Annotated in this window: 23 protein-coding genes; 13 read left to right on the top strand and 10 right to left on the bottom strand. The window is 67.4% G+C overall.

What is annotated here, in order from left to right; translation table 11 throughout:
* The 8 genes from AC4AMJ_RS03685 (at position 1) to AC4AMJ_RS03720 (ending at position 10300) form a co-directional block, all read left to right on the top strand.
* On the top strand, positions 1-1728 hold the full coding sequence (locus AC4AMJ_RS03685; protein ID WP_489917283.1) for an acyclic terpene utilization AtuA family protein: 1728 nt from the start codon (positions 1-3) through the stop codon (positions 1726-1728).
* On the top strand, positions 1728-2888 hold the full coding sequence (locus AC4AMJ_RS03690; protein ID WP_489917284.1) for an acyl-CoA dehydrogenase family protein: 1161 nt from the start codon (positions 1728-1730) through the stop codon (positions 2886-2888). The genes AC4AMJ_RS03685 and AC4AMJ_RS03690 overlap by 1 nt, the downstream gene beginning before the upstream one ends.
* Positions 2885-4483 carry an acyl-CoA carboxylase subunit beta gene (locus AC4AMJ_RS03695; RefSeq protein WP_489917285.1) on the top strand — a complete coding sequence of 533 codons (1599 nt, stop codon included), beginning with the start codon at positions 2885-2887 and terminating at the stop codon, positions 4481-4483. Before AC4AMJ_RS03690 ends, AC4AMJ_RS03695 begins: the two co-directional genes overlap by 4 nt.
* Positions 4484-4490: 7 nt before the next feature.
* Positions 4491-6524, top strand: coding sequence for an acetyl/propionyl/methylcrotonyl-CoA carboxylase subunit alpha (locus AC4AMJ_RS03700; protein ID WP_489917286.1), 2034 nt, complete (start codon positions 4491-4493; stop codon positions 6522-6524).
* Complete coding sequence (locus tag AC4AMJ_RS03705; protein WP_489896913.1) at positions 6521-7708, top strand: acyl-CoA dehydrogenase family protein; 1188 nt, start codon at positions 6521-6523, stop codon at positions 7706-7708. The genes AC4AMJ_RS03700 and AC4AMJ_RS03705 overlap by 4 nt, the downstream gene beginning before the upstream one ends.
* A gap of 8 nt (positions 7709-7716) precedes the next feature.
* Positions 7717-8532 carry an enoyl-CoA hydratase family protein gene (locus AC4AMJ_RS03710; RefSeq protein ID WP_489896912.1) on the top strand — a complete coding sequence of 272 codons (816 nt, stop codon included), beginning with the start codon at positions 7717-7719 and terminating at the stop codon, positions 8530-8532.
* Positions 8529-9158: a TetR/AcrR family transcriptional regulator gene (locus AC4AMJ_RS03715; RefSeq protein WP_489917287.1), complete on the top strand. Its 630-nt coding sequence runs from the start codon at positions 8529-8531 to the stop codon at positions 9156-9158. The genes AC4AMJ_RS03710 and AC4AMJ_RS03715 overlap by 4 nt, the downstream gene beginning before the upstream one ends.
* An 80-nt stretch (positions 9159-9238) precedes the next feature.
* On the top strand, positions 9239-10300 hold the full coding sequence (locus AC4AMJ_RS03720) for a YdcF family protein (protein ID WP_489917288.1): 1062 nt from the start codon (positions 9239-9241) through the stop codon (positions 10298-10300).
* A 4-nt stretch (positions 10301-10304) separates the two neighbouring features.
* On the opposite strand, the gene AC4AMJ_RS03725 is transcribed toward AC4AMJ_RS03720, so the two are convergent.
* The gene (locus AC4AMJ_RS03725) at positions 10305-11060 is read right to left on the bottom strand and encodes an ABC transporter permease (protein WP_489896909.1); all 756 of its coding nucleotides are present in this window, start codon (positions 11058-11060) and stop codon (positions 10305-10307) included.
* A gap of 188 nt (positions 11061-11248) precedes the next feature.
* Between AC4AMJ_RS03725 and AC4AMJ_RS03730 the strand changes: the two genes are divergently transcribed.
* Genes AC4AMJ_RS03730 through AC4AMJ_RS03740 form a run of 3 tightly spaced genes read left to right on the top strand, consistent with a single transcriptional unit; the run spans position 11249 to position 14713 of the window.
* Entirely contained in the window at positions 11249-12271 is a 1023-nt protein-coding gene (locus tag AC4AMJ_RS03730) for an alpha/beta hydrolase family protein (protein ID WP_489917289.1), read from the top strand.
* 21 nt (positions 12272-12292) lie between these two features.
* A complete protein-coding gene (locus AC4AMJ_RS03735; RefSeq protein WP_489896907.1) occupies positions 12293-13015 on the top strand; it encodes a VTT domain-containing protein in 723 nt (240 codons plus the stop codon).
* Positions 13016-13048: 33 nt separating this feature from the next.
* Entirely contained in the window at positions 13049-14713 is a 1665-nt protein-coding gene (locus AC4AMJ_RS03740; RefSeq protein WP_489917290.1) for an ABC-F family ATP-binding cassette domain-containing protein, read from the top strand.
* A 28-nt stretch (positions 14714-14741) separates the two neighbouring features.
* Here AC4AMJ_RS03740 and AC4AMJ_RS03745 read toward each other — a convergent pair whose 3' ends face one another.
* From AC4AMJ_RS03745 to AC4AMJ_RS03765, 5 genes are all read right to left on the bottom strand, one after another.
* A complete protein-coding gene (locus tag AC4AMJ_RS03745; RefSeq protein ID WP_489917291.1) occupies positions 14742-15023 on the bottom strand; it encodes a hypothetical protein in 282 nt (93 codons plus the stop codon).
* The gene (locus AC4AMJ_RS03750) at positions 15020-15235 is read right to left on the bottom strand and encodes a hypothetical protein (protein ID WP_489917292.1); all 216 of its coding nucleotides are present in this window, start codon (positions 15233-15235) and stop codon (positions 15020-15022) included. Before AC4AMJ_RS03750 ends, AC4AMJ_RS03745 begins: the two co-directional genes overlap by 4 nt.
* Before the next feature lie 47 nt (positions 15236-15282).
* The gene (locus tag AC4AMJ_RS03755) at positions 15283-16089 is read right to left on the bottom strand and encodes a COG4705 family protein (RefSeq protein WP_489917293.1); all 807 of its coding nucleotides are present in this window, start codon (positions 16087-16089) and stop codon (positions 15283-15285) included.
* A complete protein-coding gene (locus tag AC4AMJ_RS03760) occupies positions 16076-16792 on the bottom strand; it encodes a phosphatase PAP2 family protein (RefSeq protein ID WP_489917294.1) in 717 nt (238 codons plus the stop codon). Before AC4AMJ_RS03760 ends, AC4AMJ_RS03755 begins: the two co-directional genes overlap by 14 nt.
* 148 nt (positions 16793-16940) lie before the next feature.
* Entirely contained in the window at positions 16941-17279 is a 339-nt protein-coding gene (locus tag AC4AMJ_RS03765) for a hypothetical protein (protein WP_489917295.1), read from the bottom strand.
* Between the two features lie 210 nt (positions 17280-17489).
* Here AC4AMJ_RS03765 and AC4AMJ_RS03770 point away from each other — a divergent pair, with 210 nt between their 5' ends.
* Entirely contained in the window at positions 17490-18812 is a 1323-nt protein-coding gene (locus AC4AMJ_RS03770; RefSeq protein WP_489917296.1) for a sensor histidine kinase, read from the top strand.
* A 3-nt stretch (positions 18813-18815) separates the two neighbouring features.
* Here the strand turns inward: AC4AMJ_RS03770 and AC4AMJ_RS03775 are convergent, their stop codons facing one another.
* Together AC4AMJ_RS03775 and AC4AMJ_RS03780 are read right to left on the bottom strand one after the other, a co-directional pair.
* Positions 18816-19496: a response regulator transcription factor gene (locus AC4AMJ_RS03775; protein WP_489917297.1), complete on the bottom strand. Its 681-nt coding sequence runs from the start codon at positions 19494-19496 to the stop codon at positions 18816-18818.
* 151 nt (positions 19497-19647) lie between these two features.
* Complete coding sequence (locus AC4AMJ_RS03780) at positions 19648-20313, bottom strand: DUF5134 domain-containing protein (protein ID WP_489917298.1); 666 nt, start codon at positions 20311-20313, stop codon at positions 19648-19650.
* A gap of 409 nt (positions 20314-20722) precedes the next feature.
* On the opposite strand from AC4AMJ_RS03780, the gene AC4AMJ_RS03785 reads away from it, so the two are divergent.
* A complete protein-coding gene (locus AC4AMJ_RS03785) occupies positions 20723-22714 on the top strand; it encodes a cytochrome c oxidase assembly protein (protein ID WP_489917299.1) in 1992 nt (663 codons plus the stop codon).
* A gap of 60 nt (positions 22715-22774) precedes the next feature.
* Here AC4AMJ_RS03785 and AC4AMJ_RS03790 read toward each other — a convergent pair whose 3' ends face one another.
* Complete coding sequence (locus AC4AMJ_RS03790) at positions 22775-23197, bottom strand: hypothetical protein (protein WP_489917300.1); 423 nt, start codon at positions 23195-23197, stop codon at positions 22775-22777.
* Entirely contained in the window at positions 23194-25512 is a 2319-nt protein-coding gene (locus AC4AMJ_RS03795) for a heavy metal translocating P-type ATPase (RefSeq protein ID WP_489917301.1), read from the bottom strand. The genes AC4AMJ_RS03790 and AC4AMJ_RS03795 overlap by 4 nt, the downstream gene beginning before the upstream one ends.
* Positions 25513-25598 lie beyond the last annotated feature (86 nt).

A 25598-nucleotide genomic window follows, 5' to 3' on the forward strand; every position in this document is an offset into this window, starting at 1 on the left:
ATGGCCGACACCAACGCGCAGAAGATCATTCGGGTCGGCAACGCGTCGGGCTTCTACGGCGACCGCTTCTCGGCCGTACGGGAGATGCTCGATGGCGGTGAGCTCGACTACCTCACCGGCGACTATCTCGCCGAACTGACCATGCTGATCCTGGGCCGAGACCGGATGAAGGACCCGAGATCCGGCTACGCGAAGACCTTCCTGCGCCAGATGGAGGACTGCCTCGGCCTGGCCATGGACAAAGGCGTGCGCATCGTGGTCAACGCCGGCGGCCTGAATCCGCACGGCCTCACGGTGGCGCTGCGTGAACTCGCCGACAGCATCGGCGTCAACACCGACATCGCCTTTGTCGACGGAGACGACCTCGTCGATCGTGCCGCCGAACTCGGCCTCGGCACACCGCTGACCGCCAACGCCTACCTCGGTGCATTCGGGATCAAGACCGCCCTCGATGCGGGCGCGGACATCGTGGTCACCGGCCGTGTCACCGACGCATCCCTCACCGTCGGTCCGGCGGCCAGCGAATTCGATTGGGAATACCGCGATCTCGATGCGCTCGCGGGTGCGGTCGTGGCGGGGCACATCATCGAGTGCGGTGCACAGGCCACCGGCGGCAACTATTCGTTCTTCACCGAACTCCCGCAGATGGGACGCCTGGGCTTTCCGATCGCCGAGATCGCGGCCGACGGATCGTCGGTGATCACCAAGCATCCCGGCACCGGGGGCGCGGTGACCGTGGGAACCGTGACCGCGCAACTGCTCTATGAGGTGGGCGGACCCCGCTACCTCGGACCCGACGTCACCACGCGCATCGACACCATCGAGCTCGATCAGGTCGGCGACGACCGGGTCTCGGTCACCGGAGTGGTGGGTGAGGCACCACCGGCGACCACCAAGGTGTCACTGAATCATCTGGCCGGTGTGCGCAACGAGATCACCCTGATCCTCACCGGCCTCGACATCGAGGCAAAGGCGGACCTCTTCAAGGAACAGTTCACCGCCGCGCTGCCGACGGCGCCGGCCGAGATCAGCTGGGAGTTGTCCCGGCTCGACCGTCCGGACGCGGAGACCGAAGAGCAGGCGAGTGCCCTGTTGCGGTGCGTCGTCCGCGATCCCGACGGCAAGAAGGTGGGGCGGGCATTCTCGTCGACGGCCGTCGAGCTGGCCCTGGCGAGTTATCCCGGGTTCACGATGACCGGCCCACCAGGCAACGGAACCCCGTACGGGGTGTTCGAACCCGGCTACGTCGATGCCGATGCGATCGACCATCGGGTCGCGCTCCCGGATGGCGTGGTCGAGCCGGTCCCGCCGAGCCCACTGCGCACCGAGGTGCCACCCGACCCCGAGGACGAGCCCGCCGAGACATCCACCGACTGGGGTCCGATGGCGTCGCTGCCGTTGGGCACCATCGCCGGTGCCCGCAGCGGCGACAAGGGGGGCAGTGCGAACATCGGTGTCTGGGTGCGCGATCCCGAGCACTTCGCCTGGCTCGACGCCACCCTCGACGTCGACCTGCTCAAGGAACTGCTGCCCGAGGTCGCCGACCTGCCGGTGCACCGATACCGCCTGCCGAATCTGAACGCCGTCAACTTCGTGATCGAGGAGGTCCTCGGCCGCGGCGTCGCGGAGAACGTGCGGTTCGACCCGCAGGCCAAAGGGATGGGCGAGTGGTTGCGGTCACGGCCCGTACCGATACCGGTTGCATTCACCAACCCCGAGGAGAACTAGTGCCGATCAGCAGTCCGGTGTGGGAGACACCGGAGCGCCGCGAATTACGTTCATCTGTCCGCGGTTTCGTAGAGCGACACATCCTGCCATACCAGGACGACTGGGAGCGCGACGGCCTGATCCCCCGTGATCTGCATCGCGAGGCGGCGAAGCTGGGGCTGTTCGGCCTGGGCGTCCCCGAGGACGTCGGTGGCTCGGGCGGAGATCTGATCGACAGTTCCATCCTCGGTGAGGAGTTCCACCAGGCCGGCGCCGCCGGTGGCGTGTTCGCCTCACTGTTCACCCACGGCATCGCGCTGCCGCACCTCATCGCGGCCGGAGATCCCGATCAGATCGATCGTTGGGTCCGGCCGACGCTCGCCGGGGAGAAGATCGGCAGTCTGGCGATCACCGAGCCCGACGGCGGCAGCGACGTGGGACATCTGCGTACCTCGGCGGTCCGCGACGGCGATCACTATGTGGTCAACGGCGCCAAGACCTACATCACCTCGGCGGTGCGGGCCGACTTCGTCACCACCGCCGTCCGCACCGGCGGAACGGGCGCCGGGGGCGTCTCGCTGCTGGTGATCGAGAAGGGCACACCGGGATTCACCGTCACCCGCAAGCTCGACAAGATGGGGTGGCGCGCCTCGGACACAGCCGAACTCTCGTTCGTCGACGCCCGCGTCCCGGTCGCGAACCTGGTGGGCGTCGAGAACTCCGGATTCGCGCAGATCGCGACGGGATTCGTCTCCGAACGCGCGGGTCTTGCGGTGCAGGCCTACGCGAGCGCGCAACGCTGCCTGGATCTGACCCTGGCGTGGGCGCGTGACCGGGAGACCTTCGGCAAGCCGCTGATCGCACGACAGTCCGTGCAGGACACACTCACCGAGATGGCCCGTCGGATCGACGTGGCACGCTGCTACACCCGGGCCGTGATCGAACGCAACGTGACCTCCGACGACGATCTCATCGCCGAGGTCTGCTTCGCCAAGAACACCGCGGTCGAGGCCGGTGAATGGGTGGCGAACAAGGCGGTCCAGCTGTTCGGGGGCCTCGGCTACATGACCGGCACCGAGGTCGAACGCCAGTACCGGGACATGCGCATCATCGGCATCGGCGGCGGGACGACCGAGATCTTGACCGGTCTCGCGGCAAAACGATTGGGGTACCAGCAATGACAACCATCCGCTCCACGCTCGACGCGGCGGGTGAGGACTTCGCGGCGGCGAGCGAGGCGATGAACACGAAGCTGGCCGAACTCCAGACAGAGTTCGACAAGGCCCTGGCCGGCGGCGGCGAGAAGTATGTGGCGCGACATCGCAAACGCGGCAAGATGATCCCGCGCGAACGCATCGAACTGCTGATCGACGAGGACTCGGCCTTCCTCGAACTCTGCCCCCTGGCGGCCTACGGCTCCGACTTCCAGGTCGGCGCGTCCGTGGTCACCGGCATCGGTGTGGTGCAAGGCGTCGAGTGCATGATCGTCGCCAACGACCCCACCGTGCGGGGTGGCACCTCCAATCCGTGGACGTTGCGGAAGATATTGCGGTGCAACGACATCGCGCTGGCTAATCGCCTCCCGGTGATCTCACTCGTGGAGAGCGGCGGGGCAGACCTGCCCACTCAGAAGGAGGTGTTCATCCCGGGTGGTCGGATGTTCCGGGATCTGACCCGACTGTCCGCGGCCGGTATCCCGACGATCGCCCTGGTGTTCGGCAACTCGACTGCCGGCGGCGCCTACGTCCCCGGCATGAGCGACCACGTGGTGATGATCGAGAACGCCTCCAAGGTCTTCCTCGGCGGCCCGCCGCTGGTGAAGATGGCCACCGGCGAGGACAGTGACGACGAGTCGCTCGGCGGCGCCCAGATGCATGCCCGCCAGTCCGGCCTGGCCGACTACTACGCGGCCGACGAACAGGACGCGATCCGCCTGGGACGGCGCATCGTGTCCCGACTGAACTGGCGCAAGAAGGGGCCGGGGCCGGTTGCCGACGTGATCGGGCCCCGCTATGACACCGAGGAACTGCTCGGCATCGTGCCGTCGGACCTGAAGGTTCCGTTCAACCCCCGCGACGTGATCGCCCGGATCGTCGACGACAGCGACTTCGACGAGTTCAAGGCGGAATACGGCAGCTCGCTGTGTACCGGATGGGCACGTATCCACGGCTATCCGGTGGGCATCCTGGCCAACGCGCAGGGTGTGCTGTTCAGTCAGGAATCGCAGAAGGCCACCCAGTTCATCCAACTGGCCAACCGGAGTGACACCCCGTTGCTGTTCCTGCACAACACCACCGGCTACATGGTCGGCAAGGAGTACGAACAGAACGGCATGATCAAACACGGCTCGATGATGATCAACGCCGTGTCCAATTCGACCGTGCCGCACATCTCGCTGTTGATCGGCGCGAGCTACGGTGCCGGTCACTACGGCATGTGTGGTCGGGCCTACGACCCGCGGTTCCTGTTCGCCTGGCCGAGCGCCAAATCGGCGGTCATGGGCGCCGCGCAGCTCGCCGGGGTGATCTCCATCGTGTCCCGGGCCGCTACCGAGGCGCGCGGTGGTGTCGTCGACGAGGAGGCCGACGCGGCGATGAGGCAGATGATCGAGGCGCAGATCGAGGCGGAGTCGGTGCCGGCGTTCCTGTCCGGGATGCTCTACGACGACGGTGTGATCGACCCGCGGGACTCCAGAACCGTGCTGGGGCTGTGTCTGTCGGCGATCCACAGCGCGCCGGTGGAAGGCACATCCAACTTCGGCGTCTACCGGATGTGAGGCGGAGATGACAACCATCACTTCAGTACTGGTCGCCAACCGCGGCGAGATCGCCTGCCGGGTCTTCACCACTGCCCGCGCCATGGGATTGCGCACGGTCGCGGTGTTCTCCGACCCGGACCGTGACGCACCGCATGTCCGCATGGCCGACGCCGCGGCCCACCTGCCCGGGTCGACGTCGGCCGACACCTATCTCCGTGGCGACCGGATCATCGCGGCCGCCCATGCGGCCGGCGCCGACGCGATTCATCCCGGCTACGGATTCCTCTCGGAGAACGCCGCATTCGCCCAGTCCGTGATCGACGCCGGCCTCACCTGGATCGGCCCGCCGCCCGAGGCGATCACCGCGATGGGATCGAAGGTCAACGCCAAGAAACTGATGGCCGACGCCGGGGTACCCGTGCTCGGCGACATCGACCCGGCAGCAGTCACCGCCGACGACCTCCCACTGCTGATCAAGGCGTCGGCCGGCGGTGGCGGACGCGGAATGCGGATCGTCCGGGCCCTCGACGAGCTGTCGGCGGCCGTCGACGGGGCCGCACGCGAGGCGGAATCGGCGTTCGGGGACCCGACCGTGTTCTGCGAACCGTACGTCGAGCGGGGCCATCACATCGAGGTGCAGATCATGGCCGACACCCACGGTGTGATCTGGGCGGTCGGTGAACGGGAGTGCTCGATCCAACGCCGCCACCAGAAGGTGGTAGAGGAAGCGCCGGCGCCGCTGGTGGAGCGCATCGGAGGTGACCTGCGCGACCGGCTGTTCACCGCGGCGCGTGTCGCGGCCAAGGCCATCGGATACACAGGCGCCGGGACCGTCGAGTTCCTCGCCGACGACACGGGCCGGTTCTACTTCCTCGAGACCAACACCCGACTGCAGGTCGAACATCCGGTCACCGAGCTGACGACCGGAACCGATCTGGTCGAATGGCAGTTGCGGGTTGCGATGGGGGAGAGCCTCGACCAGCAACCGCCTCAGGCGTCGGGGCACGCAATCGAGGTCCGGCTGTACGCCGAGGACCCGGCCACGGACTGGCAACCGCAGTCGGGCACCGTGCACACGATCGAGGTGCAGGCCGACACCCGGTTCGGTCCGCTGCAGCGACCGGGAATCCGGGTGGACGCCGGAATCGAGAGCGGCAGCGAGATCTCGACCTTCTACGATCCGATGCTGGCCAAGGTGATCAGTTGGGCGCCGGATCGTCGGCGGGCGGCGACGATGTTGGCGCGAGCGCTGGCCGATGCTCGCATCCACGGTCCGGTGACCAACCGGGACATGCTGGTCAACACCCTGAACAGCCCAGAGTTCCGCGCCGGTGACACCGACACGGGCTTCATCGACGAGGTAGGTCTGGATCTGCTGTCGGCGCCGCTGGCGACCGGCGAGGACGTGCGCATCGCGGCGACGGCGGCAGCACTGGCCGACTCGGCCGCGGCACCCAAACGCGCCACGGTGCAGGCCGGATTGCCCTCGGGCTGGCGTAATCTGGCATCCGGTCACCAGGTGAAGAGCTACGTCGAGACCCGCCGCGACGAGCAGATCGATGTCCGCTATCGGCGCGGACGGTCGGGTCTGGAACTGCCCGATCTCCCGGATGTGACGGTCGTCGAGGTGACGCCCGAGCGTGTCGTCCTGGAAACCGGTGGCGTGCGACGCACGCTGTCGGTGTCACGCCACGGCGACGACCTCGTGTTCGTCGACCGGCCGGGCGCGTCGGTGGCCCTGCGGCGGGTCCCTCGATTCGTCGATCCGTCCGCAGTGGCCCGTCCGGGTTCGCTCCTGGCCCCGATGCCGGGTTCGGTGATCCGGATCGCGGTCACCGAGGGCGAACACGTCACGGCCGGGCAACCGCTGCTGTGGCTGGAGGCGATGAAGATGGAGCACACCGTCTCCGCGCCGTCCGACGGTGTGGTGGCCACCCTGTCCGTTGTGGCCGGACAACAACTTTCCGTCGGCGATGTCCTCGCGGTGATCGCCGCAGAGGACATCGTCACCGAGGCCACGGACCAGTCGAACACCCTGACAGAGGAGAAGGTCGGATGACCGAGACGATCGACGACACCGCCCCCAATCCGTTCGTCGAGACCCCCGAGCGTGCTGCGCTGCGCGCATCGGTGGCGGCGTTCGCCGCGAAGTACGGGCAGGAATACTTCCGGAAGTGTGCCCGGGAGGGGCGCAAGACAGACGAGATGTGGAGTGAGGCCGGAAAACTCGGCTTCATCGGGGTCAACCTGCCGGAGGAGTACGGCGGCGGTGGCGCCGGGATGTATGAGCTGTCCATCGTGATGGAGGAGATCGCGGCGGCGGGCGCCGGCCTGCTGATGCTGGTCGTGTCGCCGGCCATCTGCGGCAACGTGATCGCGCGGTTCGGCACCGACGAACAAAAACAGCGCTGGCTGCCGGGACTCGCCGACGGCACGATCACCATGGCCTTCGGCATCACCGAACCCGACGCCGGATCGAACTCGCATCAGATCACCACGACGGCGCGACGCGACGGCGACGAGTGGCTGCTCACCGGACGCAAGGTCTACATCTCCGGTGTGGATCAGGCGGAGGCGGTGCTCATCGTCGCTCGCACCGAGGACGCCAAGACCGGCAACCTCAAGCCGGCGTTGTTCATCGTGCCGACCGATGCACCCAACTTCGAATACACGATGATCGAGATGGAACTGCAGAATCCGGAGAAGCAGTTCCAGCTGTTCCTCGACGATGTGCGGCTACCCGCAGACGCTCTCGTCGGCTCCGAGAACGCCGCACTGAGCCAGCTGTTCGCCGGACTCAACCCCGAGCGCATCATGGGCGCGGCGTCGGCACTGGGTATGGGGCGCTTCGCGCTGGACAAGGCGGTCGCCTACGTCAACGACCGCACCGTGTGGAAGACCCCGATCGGCGCGCATCAGGCGATCGCGCATCCGCTCGCCGAGGGCAAGGTGCAACTGGAGATGGCCAAACTCATGATGCAGAAGGCCGCGACCCTCTACGACGCCGGTGACGACTGGGGTGCCGCCGAGCCCGCCAATATGGCGAAATACGCTGCGGCAGAGGCCTGCGTCAAGATCGTCGACCATGCCGTGCACTCGATGGGCGGCAACGGACTGACCACCGAATACGGTCTCGCGCCGATGTTGAGTCTCGCGCGCATCGCGCGTATCGCACCGGTCAGCCGGGAGATGATCCTCAACTTCGTCGCGCAGACCAGCCTCGGGCTGCCGAAATCGTACTGAGGACGACGATGAACGCTGCAGCAGCAGACGAGGTGGTGCACACCTCGATCGACTCGGGGATCGCCACTCTGGAACTCGACTCGCCGAAGAACCGAAACGCCCTCGGCGCCTCGCTGGTCGAGCAACTCGGTGCCGGACTGGCCACGGCTGCCGACGACCCGGCGGTGCGGGCCGTGGTCCTCACCCATACCGGTGGGACCTTCTGTGCCGGTGCCGATCTGAGCGAGGCGCTCGCGTCGGGGATGTCGGTCGAGGATGCGTCGGCGGCCGGTACGCGGTCGATGATCGATCTGATGCGGTCGATCATCGAGATGCCGAAGCCGGTGATCGCGCGCATCGACGGACACGTGCGCGCCGGCGGTTTCGGGTTGGTCGGTGCCGCCGACATCGCGCTCGCCGGACCGAACTGCACCTTCGCGCTGACCGAATCGCGGCTCGGGCTCGCGCCCTCGGTGATCTCCCTGGTCCTCGTCCCCAAGATGACGGCGCGCTCGGCCGGACGATACTTCCTGACCGGCGAGACGTTCGGCACCCAGACCGCGACCGGCTGCGGGCTGATCACCGAGGCCTGCGCCGACGCCGAGGCCCTGGACACCGCGTTGGCCGACGTCCTCGCCGGTATCCGACGGGCGTCACCGCAGGGACTGGCCGCGTCCAAGGCGCTCGCCACCGCCGATGTCCTGGCGGCCTTCGATCGCGACGCGCAGCAGCGGGCGTCAGAATCTGCCGCCCTGTTCGCCACCGACGAGGCCCGCGAGGGAATGACGGCGTTTCTCGGCAAGCGGCGGCCGAGTTGGGATCTCACCGAACGCGCAGACCCGTGACCACCGGCACCCGAACGCCGAATCCGCGTGAGCCGCAGCAGGAACGATCACGGCTCACGCGGGAACGTCTGCTGCGTTCGACCATCGAGGCACTCGCCCACGACGGCTGGACAGCGGCGACGGTGGCGGCGGTCGCCGAGCGCGCCGGTGTGTCACGCGGCGCGGCGCAACACCACTTCCCGACGCGCGAGGCGCTGATCACCGCGGCGCTCGAGCAGATCTTCGACGACATGACCACCTCCGCCTCGAGTCCGGTGGCCGACATCCGCGACGAGCACGATCGGATCGCGGCGGTGGTGACGCGGGCCGTGGAGATCTACACCGGAACCGAATTCAAGGCGGCATTGCAGGTGTGGGCGGCGGCGGCCTCCGATCCTGCGTTGCGCGAGCTCATCCTGCCGATGGAGGCCAGGTTCGCCCGTGCGGCACATCAGATGACCGTGGCCGCATTGGACCCCGAGGGACGCCATCCGCAGACCCATCGGATGGTGCAGGTGACGCTCGACCTCGGACGGGGACTCGGCCTGGCCGACACCCTTTCCGACGACTCGCGACGACGTGCACAGGTCGTCGCATCATGGACCGAGATGGTCAGCGCGGCATTGCAGACGCCGGAGTCGGACTGAACGCTCGTCAGGTGCCGGCCATGGCGTCCCGGAGGATGGGCACTGCAGATACCGGCCCATGATCGGCCGACCCTGGCACCATGAGGGCCATGTACCTTCTCGGGATCGCGCTGTCGGCGTTGATCCTCAGTGGGGTGATCGCCGCGTGGCGTGACCCACGCCGGTTGCGTCCCGGCGTCTACCTGACGGCTGCCGTGAACGTTGCGGTCCTGATCGTGGTGCTCGCCGCGGTGGCCGTGAGCGGCAGCAGGATGACCGGGGCGTGGGTGCTGCTGATCATCGGGATGTGTGGTCTGTTCGCCGTGGTCGCACTCGGTGTCTTCCTGGTGATCAACGGTGCGGTGCTCCTGCGGCGCGAAGGAATTCGTCCACCCACCATGGTGTCGACGGTCCTCGGCGTCATCTTGTTCTGCTATGCCTGGTCGATCATCGTGGCGATCGCTCTCGGGTGGTTCGACCCCGAGCGCAGCAACACCGCGTTGCTGCTGCTCGCGGCGGTCGGCCTACCCGCCGGATACCTGGGTTTCGTGTTGGTCGCCGCGGTGTCGTGGTCGTGGATCTATGCGGGGTGGGCCCGTCGGCGCGCGGGCCGGGAACCCGTCCGGGCGGTGATCGTGCTCGGCGCCGGATTGATCGACGGGCGCGATGTCGGCCCACTGCTCGCCGCTCGTCTCGAGCGTGGACGGGAGATATTCGAATTCTCCCGTGCGGCCGGCCGATCGCCGCTGTTGGTCTGTTCGGGAGGTCGGGGTGACGGCGAGGAGACCTCGGAGGCGGCCGCCATGGCACACTATCTGGAGGCGTCCGGCGTGGACGGTGGGCTCATTCTGCTCGAGGACCGCTCGACCGACACCGCCGAGAACCTGACGATGTCGGCAATGCTGCTTGCGGAGAACCGGATAGGTGCGCCCGTGGCCGTCGTCACGAGCAATTATCACGCGTTTCGCGCCGCGACACAGATGCGGGCGGCGGGAATCGACGGATTCTGTGTGGGAGCCGCGACCGCGCCGTATTTCGTTCCCAATGCGTCGATCCGTGAGTTCGCCGCACTCGTACGCGACCACTGGCGGCTCAACCTCACCGCTGTCATCGCGCTTTCGGTGCCCTGGGTGCTCGGTCTGTGGGCTGTGCTGGAGCGCTGAACTCTCACAAGAGATCTCGGGCGACCATCTCCGTCGTGACCACCACTGCGATGGCACTGACCGCGAGTAGGGAGATGAGTACGAACAACTGCATGACCGCGGCGGCGGTCGTCGACGCGCCACCGAGCACCATTCCGACAAACGCCCCGGGGATCGTCACCAGACCCACCGAGCGCGTCTGATCGATGCCCGGGACCAGTGCGGTCGCGGCGGCGGGGCGGCAGATCTCCACGCGCGCATCATGCGGCGCGAGCCCCAGCGACAGCGCTGCCTCGACCTCGCCACGCCTGGTGGCCAATTCATCGTGTGCACGGCGTCCGGCCAGCGACGTGGTGTTCATGGCGCCGCCGAACATGATTCCCGCCGTGGGGATCACGGCCAGCCCGCTCGCCGGGAGCACGCCGATCAGTACCAGGACGCTCACGATGACGATGGTCGCGGCCGCGACCGGTAGCAGGCAACGTGCCGACTCACGGACCGTTCCACGTCGACTGGTGACCCGGCCCGCGGACGTCGCGGCGGCGACGCACGCCATCACGACGACGAAGAGCGCGGATGCCCACATCGTCTGGATCACCACACCCAACACCGCGGCCAGTGCCGCCAACTGCACCACCGCGCGCACGGTGGCGACGACGGCCTCTCGCGCGTGACCCGTTCGGCCCGCATGATTCACCGCGACGGCGAGTATGGCGAGTACCACGACCACCACGGCCAGTGTCGGCCCGATCCGGACGACGGCATCACCAACAGAACTCACCCGACCATCATCGCGTGCCGGCCGGATTCCGGGGCGCGCTTGGACCGAGTGACACCACCTGGCGTCACTCAGTGCTTCCTCAGCGCGGTCGGCGCAGAATGGTCCGGTGAGCGGCGGACGTCGGTCACCGGGACAAGTGAATCCGCGTGCGGCATCGGGTCGTCGGCGGAGGCAGTCAGGAGAACGGCATGCCACGTGACTCGTCGGATGGGCGGGCACCGCGGGTTGTGGTCCTCGTCCTGCTCGCCGTTGTTCTCGCCGCGGTCGCTCTGCTCACCGGTTGCTCGGCGGCGTCGCCACGGTCGCAGGCCCCCGTCGGTCCGAACGAGGCGGTCTGGACGAACCGCGGCGTTGTGCAACACACGATCACACCCATCCGGCTCGAATATCCGACGACCGGCACCGCCGATCCCACCCAGAACCATGGCGACCTCTATCTGCCGGATCGGCCACCAACACGGTCGGGGATCCCGCTGCTGGTGTTGTTTCACGGTGGCGGCTGGCGGCATTCGCAGGGTGGGCCGGCCGGCATGCTGCCGCTCGCCAGGACCTTGGTCGGTGACGGCTTCGCGGTCTTCAACGTCGAGTATCGCCAGATCGGTTCCGGCGGCGGCTGGCCGACGACCCTCACCGATGCCCGTGACGCCGCCGACTTCGCCCAGACATTGCGCACCCGGTATCCCGCGCTCGCCGGGCGGCCGACCGTGTTGATCGGTCACAGCGCAGGTGGGCAGCTGGCGGTGTGGGCATCCGAGCATCAACCGCATCCGCCACAGTTGGTGATCTCGATCGCCGGCCCGCTGGACATGACGTATGCGGCGTTGCACGGCGATCACAACGTTCGCCTGTTCCTGGGTGGTGCGCCGCAACAGGAGGCCGCGCGATACGCGCTCGCCGATCCCAGCCGGTCCCGCTGTGTGCGCAGCCCGATCCTGATGTTGCAGGGCACCCGGGATCGGGTGGTGCCGATCGGCGTGGCCCGACACTACCTCGAGGACGTCGCGGGCCCCGGCCACCCGACGATGATCGAGGTCGCCGGTGCCACCCACACGTCGCTGATCACCCCCGGGCGCACCGGTTTCCTCGAGGTCGTGACGGCCATCGAGCAAGCAACCGAGAAACTATCGTCATCTGCGGGCTCAGCGAGCGGAGCGGGCCGGGCGACGACCGTTGCGTCGTGTGTGAACCTCAACTCAGCGATCTCTCAGTGACCACTCCTTACTGTCGGCGAAGTGAACCATTTCTCCTCGGCCGCAACGGTCGTCCAGGCCGGCGCCCTTCCCGGATTCCTCGATCCCGTCACACTGCTCGGCTACTTCGGGACGTGGGCGCTGGCCGGTTTGCTGGTGGTGATCCTGGTGGAGTCGGGCATCCTGTTCCCACTGCTGCCCGGAGACTCGTTGCTCTTTGTCGCGGGCATGGTCATCGCAGCGGGCGGCAAAGACCAGGTGCCCGCATTCGCGTCGCTGTGGCAGGTACTGCTCCTGGCGCCGTTGGCTGCCGCCCTGGGCGCCGAAGTCGGTTACGCCATCGGACGAACCGTGGGGACACGATGGTTCCGACCGGAGAATCGCATCCTCAAACAGCGCTACGTCGATGAGGCGCACCAATTCTTCGATCGCCACGGTCCGGTGACCGTCTTTCTTGCCCGATTCGTTCCCATCGTCCGAACGATCACTCCGATCGTCGCGGGCGCGGCCGGGATGCGTCATCGAAGCTTCCTGACCTACAACGTCCTCGGCGCCGTGGTGTGGGCCTGTGGTGTCACGATGCTGGGGTACTGGCTGGGACAGTTCACGATCGTGCAGAAGCTGATCGAACCGATCTTCGTGGTCATCGTGGTCATCTCCATCCTGCCCATGGTGTGGACAGCGATCTCCCGGCGTCGTCAGGCGGCAGCACCGTCGGATCAGGCGTCCGCGCCGGAACCGGGAGCCGAAGTAGCACGTCCCTGACGTCCGAGCGCGTCGGAGTGCGACGATTGACCGATGACCGCAACCCTCGTCGCCAAAGACGTCGCAGGCGGATTCGCCCACCGCACCCTGTTCGACCACCTTGATCTGACCGTTGCGCCCGGCGACGTCATCGGTGTCGTCGGCGCCAACGGTGCAGGCAAGACGACGTTGCTGCGCATTCTGGCGGGTGATCTCGAGCCGCTCGAGGGATCGGTGTCGCTGGCACCATCCGACGCCTTCGTCGGATGGCTGCCCCAGGAGCATGAGCGGGTGCCGGGCGAGACCGTCGGTGCCTACGTGGCGCGCCGAACGGGTTGCGCGCAGGCGACCCGGGCGATGGATGAGGCCGCAGCGGTGCTGGCCGATCCACCGCCGAACCCCGGCGGCGTCGACCCGGCCGACGCCTACGCATCGGCCCTGGACCATTGGCTCGCGACCGGCGCCGCGGACCTCGATGAGCGGCTGCCGGCGGTGCTCGCCGACCTCGGCCTCGACGACGGACGAGTGCGACCCGAGGCGACTCCGATGACCGCGCTCTCCGGTGGGCAGGCGGCGCGCGTCGGGTTGGCCGCGCTGCTGTGTTCACAGTTCGATGTCGTGCTTCTCGACGAGCCGACCAACGATCTCGACCTCGACGGTCTGGCGCGTCTGGAGGATGTGATCGGCGGCCTGCGGGGTGGCGTCGTCCTGGTCAGTCACGATCGAGAGTTTCTGGCACGCAGCGTGACCCGGGTCCTCGAACTCGACCTGGCGCAGCACAGCAACACCATCTACGGCGGCGGCTACGAGAGCTATCTCGAGGAACGGGAGATCGCCCGCCAACACAAGCGTGCCGAGTACGAGGAGTTCGCCGAGAAGAAGGCCGATCTGGTGGCCCGGGCGCGCACCCAACGCGAATGGTCGAGCCAAGGTGTGCGCAACGCGATGCGCAAAGCTCCCGACAACGACAAGATCCGCCGGCGCGCGGCCACCGAGTCGAGCGAGAAGCAGGCACAGAAGGTCCGCCAGATGGAGAGTCGGATCGCACGACTCGACGAGGTTGCCGAACCGCGGAAGGAATGGGTACTCGAGTTCACCATCGGTGCTGCGCCCCGAGCGAGTTCGGTGGTCGCAACACTCAACGATGCCGTTGTGCGTCAAGGCGATTTCGTTCTCGGTCCGGTGTCGCTGCAGGTGAACGCCGGCGACCGTATCGGTATCACCGGCCCGAACGGCGCCGGGAAGTCGACACTGCTGAGGTTGCTGCTCGGTCGGGTCGAACCAGACGCGGGCAGCGCCACCCTCGGCGCGAGTGTCGCCGTCGGCGAGATCGACCAGGCGCGCGCCCACTTCACCGGTTCACAACCGCTGACCGACCGATTCGAGCAACTCATGCCGGACTGGTCCACGGCCGACGTGCGGACGCTGCTGGCGAAATTCGGTCTTCGCGCGGATCACGTCGCACGGCCGGTCGACGCCTTGTCCCCGGGCGAACGGACCCGGGCCGGGCTCGCCCTGCTCCAGGCGCGTGGCACCAATGTCCTCGTCCTCGACGAGCCGACCAACCACCTCGACCTACCGGCGATCGAGCAGCTCGAGCAGGCGCTCGATTCCTACGACGGTGCGCTGCTGCTGGTCACCCACGATCGCCGCATGGTGGACAACGTCCGCCTGGATCGACGGTGGGACGTCGATGGTGGGCAGGTCATCGAGCGCTGATGTCCGGCGGCGCCGAAAGTCGGCGAGGTCAGGGTGTTTCCGTCGTCGGTGTCGGTGTCGGTGTCGGTGTCGGTGTCGGTGTCGCCGGGTGGTGCTGCCGAGGTGGTAAACGACGTGAGTCGAGCCAGGATTCGCCAACCGTGACAGCGGACCCCAGGTGATGTTCGCGCAGCCACACCGTCGTCTTGGTCCCCGGTGAGCCGTGACCTGGAGCACCCAGCGCACGACTGTACGACGCGGCCGTCGCGAACACGCCGATCGCGACGAGGACGGCAACAGCGATCACGACGACGCCGGCGCCCGTCTTCATCGGTCACTCCGCGACCTCGGTGGCCCCTGGGTCAGAGCCGCGGACAGCCTGGCACAGACGGAGACGACGACCGATGTCGTGACGGCAGCGATGAGCAGCGCGTGTGGCGACACGGACAGATGTGCCGGCACGCGGGCGGACGCGCTCATCGCCCACAGCAGCGTCAGGACGAACGTCGTGGCCGCGGCCGACGCCGTCAGCGCCGCTGCCATGCGCACGGACAGTGCCTGCGGTTGTATCGAAGCCGGGTGAGGGAGCGTCATGCGAGTACCGGCTGTGTGACATCGTGTTGCTCGATCCGATCCACCTTGGTCATGCTCAGATATGCCACCAGCACAACCATCACGATCAGGAACACCGCATTGGTGACCGTGGTGCCGATGCCGAGCCCACCCGCGTCCGTCGGTTGGGTGATCAGATCGCCCAACGACGCGCCCAACGGCCGGGTGACGATGTAGGCCGCCCAGAACGCGACGACGGCGTTGAGGCGTAATCCGTAGTGAGCCGCCGCGATCAGGGCGATCACACCGGCGAAGATGACGAGAGAGGTCAGGTAGCCGAGCGCCAATTTCTCCGAGATCAAATCTCCGACAGCGGTTCCGAGGGCGAAGGTGACGAGAATCGTCAACCAGTAGAAGGCCTCTCGGCGCCTGCTGCGGATGGAATGGATGGACAGCGTTCCTTCGACCGCGTACCAGACAACGAAGACGATCACGAGAGCAACGGCAAACACCGATGTCGAGACCACGAGCGGCACACCGAGGTTGTCGGTCAGGTTGTCGGTGATCAGCGTGCCGGTGACGCTGATGAGCAGCACGGTCCACCAGTAGAGCGCGGGGATATAGCGGTTGACCCAGAACTGGGCGACGAGTGTGGCCACAAGCAGGGCGACGGCGACCGCGGTGGTCGATTGCAGTCCCAGGCGCAGTGTCATGTTGACGAAGTCCGCGGCGGTCTCGCCGACAGTGGTCGCCAGAATCTTGATGATCCAGAAATAGATCGTGACCTCGGGAACCTTGCTCAACACTCGGCGGGCCCGGTCGCGGGCGACATCATCGATGGACACGGGTGGGTGTTCTCCTCGTCGTGAGTGGGCCGGGCGCGACCCAGGTTTGTAGCCGGTCGGGTGTCCGCTGCCGTGCCTTGTCGAGTCCGACAGCGACCAGATCGGGGATCACCAGCGCCGCGGCCGTGCCGACGGCGAAGGCCGCGATGACATCGGAGGCCCAATGCACTCCGAGATACAGGCGGGTTGCGGCGGCGAACAGCGTGATCGCGGCGGCGGCGGCAAGCGCCCACCGACGCACAGCGGGTGATGCAGTCGCCGTTGCGACGACCGCGATCGTGATGGTCAGTGCACTTGTTCCGGTGACGTGGCCGGATGGATAGGAATAGGTCATCTCTGAGATCGACCGGTGGTAGATCATCGGGGGGCGTGGGCGAGCCACCACGAGCTTGACGATCTCGGTGACCACTGCGGCGGCCGCCACGGTGGCCACGACCGCGATGGCGCGGCTGAGCGTACGGTCCCGGATTGCGAAGACTGCGGCCGCGATGAACGCCCAGACTGCGATCATGACCGGGCCGAAGCAGTCGGAGATCACCGACACCACCGCGAAGGAGGTGGTGTTGCGATGGGCGACCATCCAGTCCATCACGGAGTGGTCGATCGCGAATGGTCCGCCGTCATAGGCGAGTGCGACGCCGACGACACACACCACCACCAACAGCGCAGCCGCCGACGCCCGTCGGCCCAGATACGGTGACATGCTCACATGGTGTTCCGTTGATGCTTAGTGGACGCTGAGTCCGGCACCGACGCACGTCACGGGGCCGCAGCCGCCAAGGTCTCGACGGCGGAGGATGGTGATCCGACCGGCGATTCCGGCCTGAGCTCACTGCGGCTCCCGGACATCGTCAGTGCGCCGCGTCGGGTGTGTCGCCGGGCTCGGGGAGGTCGGGTCGGCCGGGGACGTCGGGTTGGTCGGCGGTCTGATCGGGCGTGTCGCCGGCTTCGGGGAGGTCGGGTTGGCCGGCGACGTCGGGTTGGTCGGCGGTCTGGTCCGGCGTGTCGCCGGGTTCTGGGCGGTCGGTCGACGATGTGGTCGAAGCAGGCTCCCGGTTGTGGCCGGTGACGGCATGGGCGACACCGAAGCCGGCGCCGGTGGCCAGGACGGCGGCCAGACCTGCTCCCACTGCGGCCTTCCGGAGTCGTCGCGAACGAGTTGTGTTGTGGCCGGCGGTGTGACGAAGCATCTCAATTCTCCCTTGATGTACCGATCGCCCGAATCGGCGATCACGTCACACACTCGTCCCGACGCACTGTGACGATCCTTGGTCCAGCTGAGTGGCTGGTGTACACGACGACGTCGAGCGCGTTAGGGTTCCCCCGTGCCCGACCGATCAGCTGCGATCTACCAGCGAATACGTCGGCGGCTACGTCCCGTGCGGACGAGATTGACACTGGTGGCCACCGGATTGGTCACGCTCGCACTCGCGATCGCAGCGGTGCTGATGGTGGTGGCGCTGCACCACATCCTGCTCCGCTCCGCCGAGGCGGCGACCTCTGCTCGCGCAGAACAGATCGCCGAACCCCTGGCACAGGAAGGCCTACGCGGAATCGACCCGTCGCTGTTGACGACCGCGCAGAACGTCGCAGTGATCCAGGTCTTCGACAAATCGGGAACCATCCGACTCAGCAACGACGACAGCTACGACCAGCCGATGGTGCCGACGATGGCGCCAGGAACGCAACAGGCGGTGCATGGCGCACACGCCACGGTCGGCTCCGATGAGGAATACCAGGCCACGGCGCTCGGTGTGATGACCCCGGACGGTGCACTGACGGTCGGCGTCGGCGCTCCCGAAGGTCCCATCAACGCGACCCTGGTGATCGTGGCGATCCTGTGCTGCATCATGTTCCCGATCATCGTGATCGGCATGGCGGTGCTGACATACTTTTTCGTCGGCCGAACCCTTCGGCCGGTCGACGACATCCGCCGACGCGTCGAGGAGATCACCGGCGGCGACCTGACCCAGCGTGTTCCGGTGCCCAACTCCGGGGATGAGATCGCCACGTTGGCGACGACCATGAACGAGATGTTGAGCCGGATCGAATCCGCGCGGGCACGGCAGCTCCGATTCGTCAACGACGCGTCGCACGAGATCAACAGTCCGCTGACCACACTGGTTGGGCTGCTTGATCTCTCGCGGGTCAAACATCAGCCGATCGATCCCGACACCGTCGAGGGGGTGATGATGCCCGAAGCCCTGCGCCTGCAGGACATGGTGGCCGACCTGCTCCTGCTGGCCAGAGCCGATGAGAGCGGTGTCCCGCTTCGCCTGGCCGACGTCAATCTCGACGAGATCGTCAGCGCGGAGGTCGCACGGCTGGAGGCGGTCACCGACTACACGATCGAGGCCCACATCGTCGCGGTCCGGGTGCGCGGAGACGAGGAGAAATTGGGGCGGGCCCTGCGCAACATCGCCGACAACGCCTTGCGCCACACCCGGAACACGATCACGTTCGAGATGAGCGCGGACCCCACCACGCAGACCGCCACGATCGTCGTGTCCGACAACGGGTCAGGGATCCCGGACGCCGAGAAGACTCGCGTGACGGAGCGTTTCGTGCGGCTCGACACGGCTCGCGGGCGATCGCAGGGCGGGTCGGGCCTGGGCCTGTCGATCGTCACCGAAATCGTTCGCGCACACCACGGCACGGTGATCGTCACCGACTCGCCCGACGGTGGGGCCCGCGTCGGGTTCAGCCTTCCCGCGGAACTGTGATCGTCAGCCGCCGCCGTCGGTCGCCAGCCGATATCCCACGCCGCGGACGGTCTCGATGGCCTTGCAGTCGAATGGAGTGTCGATGCGGCGCCTCAGGTAGCTGACATAGACCTCGACGACATTCTCGTCGCCCCGGTAGTTGATATCCCAGACGGAGTCGAGGATCTCGGTCTTGGTGACGACTTCCCCTTTGTGGCGCATCAGGAACTCGAGGACCCCGAATTCCCTCGGTGTCAGACTCACCTCGACGTCACCGCGGCAGACGACGTGACGAGCCGGGTCGAGCGACAGGCTCCCCGCTGTCAGGATGACCGGTCGTTCCGGCGCGCCTCGTCGGGCCAGCGCGCGGAGCCGGGCGACGAACACGACGAACGAGAACGGTTTGGTCAGATAGTCATCGGCGCCGACGTCGAACGCATCGGCCTGATCGTATTCGCCGTCCTTCGCCGTCAGCATCAACACCGGGGTCCAGACGCCGGCTGCGCGCATCCGGCGGACGACCTCGTATCCGTTGAGGCCGGGCATCATGATGTCGAGGACGACGACATCGAACTTCTCGGTCGTGGCCCGTTCGAGGCCGGCTGTCCCGTCGTGTGCCACGGCCACCACCCAGCCCTCGGCAACCAGCATCCGCCGCACCGTCTCCGCGACGCTGTGGTCGTCGTCCACCACGAGAATGCGCATGGCCACTACTGTCTCCCGAACCGATCGTGCCGCGACAGCACAACACGGGTGTGTTCCGCTCCCGACCCACGATCCGCGAACGACGCTGAAGGGTTGCTGAGCGAGGTGATCACTCGCACCGAGCGGCCTGGCGCCTGACCGGTGACGCCTCTCAGGCCATGACGAAGAACATGATCGCCATACCGGTCGCCATGAACACCTGCGACAGCTCGCCGCTGTGGGTGAGCAGCGCCGACGCCCGGTCCTCGCGGTCGCCGGCGAGGCGGCGCCGACTGACGTACAGATACAGCCACACCAGAGCTGCCAGCACGAAGACGGCTCCCAGGATCAGGTCGACCGGCGTCACATAGCCCGGTCGGGCGGTGTGAACGCCCGTGCCGTACATGCCACCGTGCGGCATGTCCATGCCGGGCATCGACGAGTCCGCCCCGTGCATTCCGTCGGCGGGCGTGATCTCGTCGTCGGAACCGGGCAACAGCGTTCCGTTCATCGCCGCATACATCCACGCCATCGCCCCCATCATGACCGCGTGGTACAGGTGGGCCACCTGTTCGGCCGGCCCGCCGGCGAATGCGATCGCGGCGATCAGGAACCACACGCCGGCAACGACGAAGAACGCCATCGGACCTGTGGTGGGCCACTCCATGCTGAACGGCCAGGCCATGACGAGCATGGCCACCGACATGATCAGATGCAGCACGTGACTCAGCACGCCTGACCACCGCATCCGATGCGTCACCAGCGAATACAGGAACTCGGCGATGGCGAGCGCGAAGAGGACGGTGACCACCCAGCGCAGCGCGAGGTCGGTGATCACGGGGTCGCCACGCGTCCGACCGCACCCAGGGACGGCCTCTCACCGAGGGCGGTGGCCGGACGCGTCCAGATGACGGTTCCGGTGCGGGGTGAGGTTTCCGACGACCGGGTTTCGAGGGGCCGGGTCGCATGCGGCTGCGACGCCGCGGGCGGCGAACTGGCGGTCACGTCGAGAAACTCCGTTTCGTCGAATTGGTGAAAGTGTGGGCTCGGCGGCTCTCGGAGGAAAGCCCCGGAGCAGCCTGATATCTGAGTAGTCGTCTCGGATGTTCGGCTGGTTCCCCCCGGATGCCGATCGCAGCTGTGAGCTGTCTCTCGTTTTTCGCGACGACGACCCACGGTCGTACAGTTGGCGTCGAACACCGGCCGTCCCGGGCGGAGCGATCCGCCCGACAACCGCTCAGGATTTCATGATCGACACAGCTTCACCTCGCCGCCGGGCCGCTGCCCCTGCCGCGGTGGTCGGGATCAGCATCGTCGCGGGTGTCGTCGCTCTCGTGGGCTACGCCATCGTTTCGGGGACGACACGGTTCCACGAGACCGGCGACGGCTTCCCGGGCTGGCTGACCGCAGTCGCAACACCCACCGGTTACTTTCTGACCACGGTGCTCACCGCGATCACGATCGGCTCACTCGTGTACGTCACGATCTGCTCGCGACCGGACTCCGACGGCATGATCGGCGTGGAGACCTTCCGCGCCCATCGCGTGATCGAACGAGCAGCTCCGGCGTGGCTGGTCGGCTCCTTGCTGATGGTCGTCGTGACCGCGGCCGATCGGTCCGGGGTGCCGATCCACACGCTGCTCGCCACGTCGGGTGCGCTGTCGCTGATCGAGACCTCCGAGCAGGCCGTCGGATGGATCGTCAGTGCGTGCTGCGCGCTGCTGATCGCGATCGTCGCCCGGACGACCCTGTCGTGGACCAGCCATGCGCTTCTGCTGATCCCGGGTTTCATCGCCGCGGTTGCGTTGCCCGTCGCGGGTAACGCCGGTCAGGGTCCCAACCACGACTTCACGACGACCGCGGCGATCATGTTCGCGTCTGCGGTATCCGTGCTGATCGGTGTCAGGGTGGCGACGGCACTCACCCTCGGCCGTGACACCCCGGAGGGCGATCGCCTGCCGACGCTGCGCCGGGTGGCCGCGTCGCTGGTGGTGCTGGACGTCGTCGCGGTCGTCTACGGGATGGTCCTGCTCGGTTTCCTGGTGCCGCTGGGTGACCTGACCGGCAGCGCCTACGGTCGCTGGGCGCTGCTCGCCGCCGCGGCCGTGGTGCTCGGACTAGTCGTCGACGTCCGGTTGCTCGCCCGGTCCCGTCGTGCCGAAGCGATGCCGGCCGGGTCACTGCTGCTGATTCAGATGGGTGTCGTGGCCGCGGTGACGCTGCAGGCGGCGATCGCAGGTATGGCGACGCGCACGGCCCCGGCGCTGCTCGCTCACCAGTTCACCGTGTGGGATGTCTTCCTCGGCTATGAACTCCCCGACCCGCCGTCAGTGGCGCGGCTGGCGTTCATGTGGCGCCTCGACCTCTTCATCGGTGTGGGGGCCGTCGCGATGGCCGCTCTCTACGCGTTCGGCGTGTGGTGGCTGCACCGGCGCGGCATCGGGTGGGAATGGCCGCGGACCGTCTCCTGGATGCTCGGCTGCGCCTCGCTGCTCGTGGTCACGTCGTCCGGTGTCCGTACCTATGGGATGGCGATGTTCAGCGTGCACATGGCCGAACACATGGCACTCAACATGTTCATCCCGGTTCTGCTCGTCCTCGGTGCGCCGGTCACCCTGGCTCTGCGGGCGTTGCCGACCGCCGGTGCGGAGAATCTGCCGGGACCTCGCGAGTGGATCGTGTGGCTGGTGCATTCACGGTTCACGCACATCCTCAGCAACCCGATCGTGGCGATACTGATCTTCGTGATCTCGCTGTACGGCGTCTACTTCACGTCGCTGTTCGACACGCTCGCGCGATACCACTGGGGTCACGACCTGATGAGCGTGCACTTCCTCATCACCGGGTACCTCTTCTACTGGATCATCATCGGCATCGACCCCGGCCCGAAACGGCTGCCGTGGCTCGGCCGGTTGGGTCTGCTCTTCGCGATCATGCCGTTCCACGCGTTCTTCGGCATCGCGACGATGACGATGAACTCGATCATCGGGGGCACCTTCTACACCTACCTGGGCCTTCCTTGGCTCGACGACCTGACCCGCGACCAGTTCGTGGGCGGCGCCATCGCGTGGGGTGCGAGCGAGGTGCCGGCACTGCTCGTCGTGGTGGCGCTCGTCAATCAGTGGGCCAAATCGGATCGGCGGACGGCGCGGCGCAAGGACCGGCGTGCGGACAACTTCGCCGACGACGAGCTGACCGCCTACAACCGGATGCTCGCCGAGCTCTCCCGCGACCGCTGACCCGCGACCGCTGACCCGGCCGTTCTCACCCGGGGGAAGAACCCACAGAGCCGGCCGGGCTCAGCGGAGCGCGAGCTTGACTGCCGCTTCGTACTGGGTGCGCTGGTCCTCGGGTGTGCCGTCCGGGAACGTCACCACGACGTCGAGGATCTGAAAGGAGCTCAGGTCGCCGCCAGCGTAGATCTCGGCGCGGCCGGTCGTCGGGAAGTGCAGGATGGTCAGCTGGTCGGCGGCCTCGGCCGAGGTGCAGCCCGCCGACGGGCACAGCTGGTCGGTCGCGTCGTGGCGACCGGTGACGGGTAGTTGCTGCGCGGCGACGGCGTCCATCACCTTGTCGAGCGGAACCGGATCGATGGTGTTGTCGACCATCGAGCCGCTCGGCTGGCTCGGTGTCGTCGTGGGTTCGGCGCAGCCGGCGACCCCGAATGCGCACACTCCGACGACCGCCAGCAGCAGCGCGCGTACGTGGTTCCTCTGCGTCACAGCCCTACCTCCACATCTCGGGCCGCGACGGGATCGTCGGTCGGCCGGTCCACATCGTTGCCGGTCCATTCCTCGCCGGCGGCGAACCGTCGCAGCCGCAGGCTGTTCGACACCACGAAGAACGACGAGAACGCCATCGCCGCACCGGCGATGAGCGGATTGAGCAGCCCCGCCGCCGCGATCGGGATCGCCGCGACGTTGTAGCCGAAAGCCCAGATCATGTTGGTGCGAATGGTGTTCCGGGTCGCGCGCGCCAGGCCCAGTGCCTCGACCACACTCCGCAGGTCATGACGGACCAGGATGATGTCGGCGGCCGCGATGGCGACGTCGGTGCCGCGTCCGATCGCCAGACCCAGGTCGGCGGTGACGAGTGCGGGTGCGTCGTTGATGCCGTCACCGACCATCGCGACCACCCGGCCCTCCTCGCGCAGCCGTTCGATGCAGTGGACCTTCTCGTCGGGCAGCACTTCGGCGAGGACCTCGTCGATGCCGACCTGCTCGGCGACGGCGCGCGCCGCCTCGGCATTGTCACCGGTGACCAGCAAGGTGCGCAGGCCGAGCGCGCGCAGGTCGGCAATGGTGTCCGCGGCGCCGGCCTTCACGGTGTCGGCCACCGCGATCGCGCCACACACTTCGCCGTCGATCGCCACGTAGACGACGGTGTGGCCGACGGACTCCGCGTCGCGACAGGCGCGGGCGACGTCGGTCGGCACCATCGCGTCGCTCGAGACCCAGCGCGGCGAACCCACCTGCACGCGGCGGCCGTCGATCACGCCTGACACACCCTTGCCGGGTTCGGCGACGAACTCGGTCACCGAAGCGATGTCGCCGGTGTCGGCAGCGGCGGCGATGGCCTTGGCGACGGCGTGTTCCGAGGCGGTCTCGACGGTCGCGGCCGCACGCAGGACGGCGTCACGGTCGTGGCCTGCGGCGACCGATACCGACACGATGTCGAGGGCACCATTGGTGAGGGTGCCGGTCTTGTCGAAGACGACCGTGTCGACCTCGCGGGAGGCGTCGAGCGCCTGGTGTCCCTTGAGGAAGATGCCGAGTTGGGCACCGCGACCCGACGCGACCATGAGCGCGGTCGGGGTCGCCAGGCCCAGCGCGCACGGACAGGCGATCACCAGGACCGCGAGCCCGGCGCCGACGGCGTTGTCGACGTCGCCGTCGGCGATCAGCCACGCGATCACGGTTCCGATGGCGATGGCGATGACGATGGGGACGAACACGGTGGCGATGCGATCGGCCAGTCGTTGGATGTCGGCCTTGGTGCTCTGCGCCTGCTCGACCAGCCGCAGCATCGCCGCGAACCGGGTGTCGTCGCCGACGCGAGCCGCCTGCACCACCAGTCGGCCGTTGAGCGAGACGGTGCCGCTGATCACGGCGTCGCCCTCGTCCACATCGGTCGGGCGGGACTCGCCGGTCATCGCGCTCATGTCGATGGCCGACGACCCCGAGATCACCAGTCCGTCAGCCGCGATGGTCTCGCCCGGGCGGACCAGGAAGCGTTGACCTTCCTTGAGTTCGCCGACGGGGATGCGCATCTGTGAACCGTCCGGCAGCAGTACCGCGACGTCCTTGGCGCCGAACGCGGCCAGTGCCCGCAACGCCCCGCCGGCGCGGGACCGTGCGCGGGCCTCGAAGTACCGCCCGGCGAGCACGAACACCGTGACGCCGGCGGCCACCTCGAGATAGATCGAGTCACTGCCCAGGATCGCCTGCCACACGCCGACGTCCCCGACGTCGGCACTCTCGCCGAACATCGACCACAGTGACCACCCGGTGGCTGCCACGATGCCGATGCTGATCAGCGTCTCCATGGACAGCGCGCCGACCCGCAGGTTGCGCACGGCGACCCGGTAGAACGGCCACGCACACCACGTCACCACGGGCGCCGCGAGTGCGATGAGTATCCACTGCCAGCCGGCGATCCGGGTGGCCGGCACGGTCGCGAACATGATCGACAGATCTGCCAGCGGGATGAACAGCAGCAGTGCCACGACCATCCTGCGGAAGATGTCCTGGGCGTAGCGCATGTCGGGATCGTCGTCGGGATCGATCGGGCCGGAGACCCGCGGGCGGGCCGAGTAGCCGGCCTTGTCGACGACGGCGCACAAGTCGTCGGCGACCAGTTCCCGCGGCGCATCGATCGTCGCGACCCGGGTCGCATAGTTGACCGACGCGCGGACACCGTCGACCTTGTTGAGCTTGCGTTCCACTCTCGCCGCACACGCTCCGCACGTCATCCCCGAGACCTCGAGTTCGACCCGGTTCTCATCCGGGTCCACCGTCGTCGGCGTGAACGATGTCACACTGCCTCCCAAACACTCACTCCTGCCGACTCATGGGTCGGAACCCATCCTCACCGGAGTGGTCGCACCGATCGGCCGGTCAGTTC

Source organism: Gordonia sp. LMA484 (assembly GCF_058129505.1).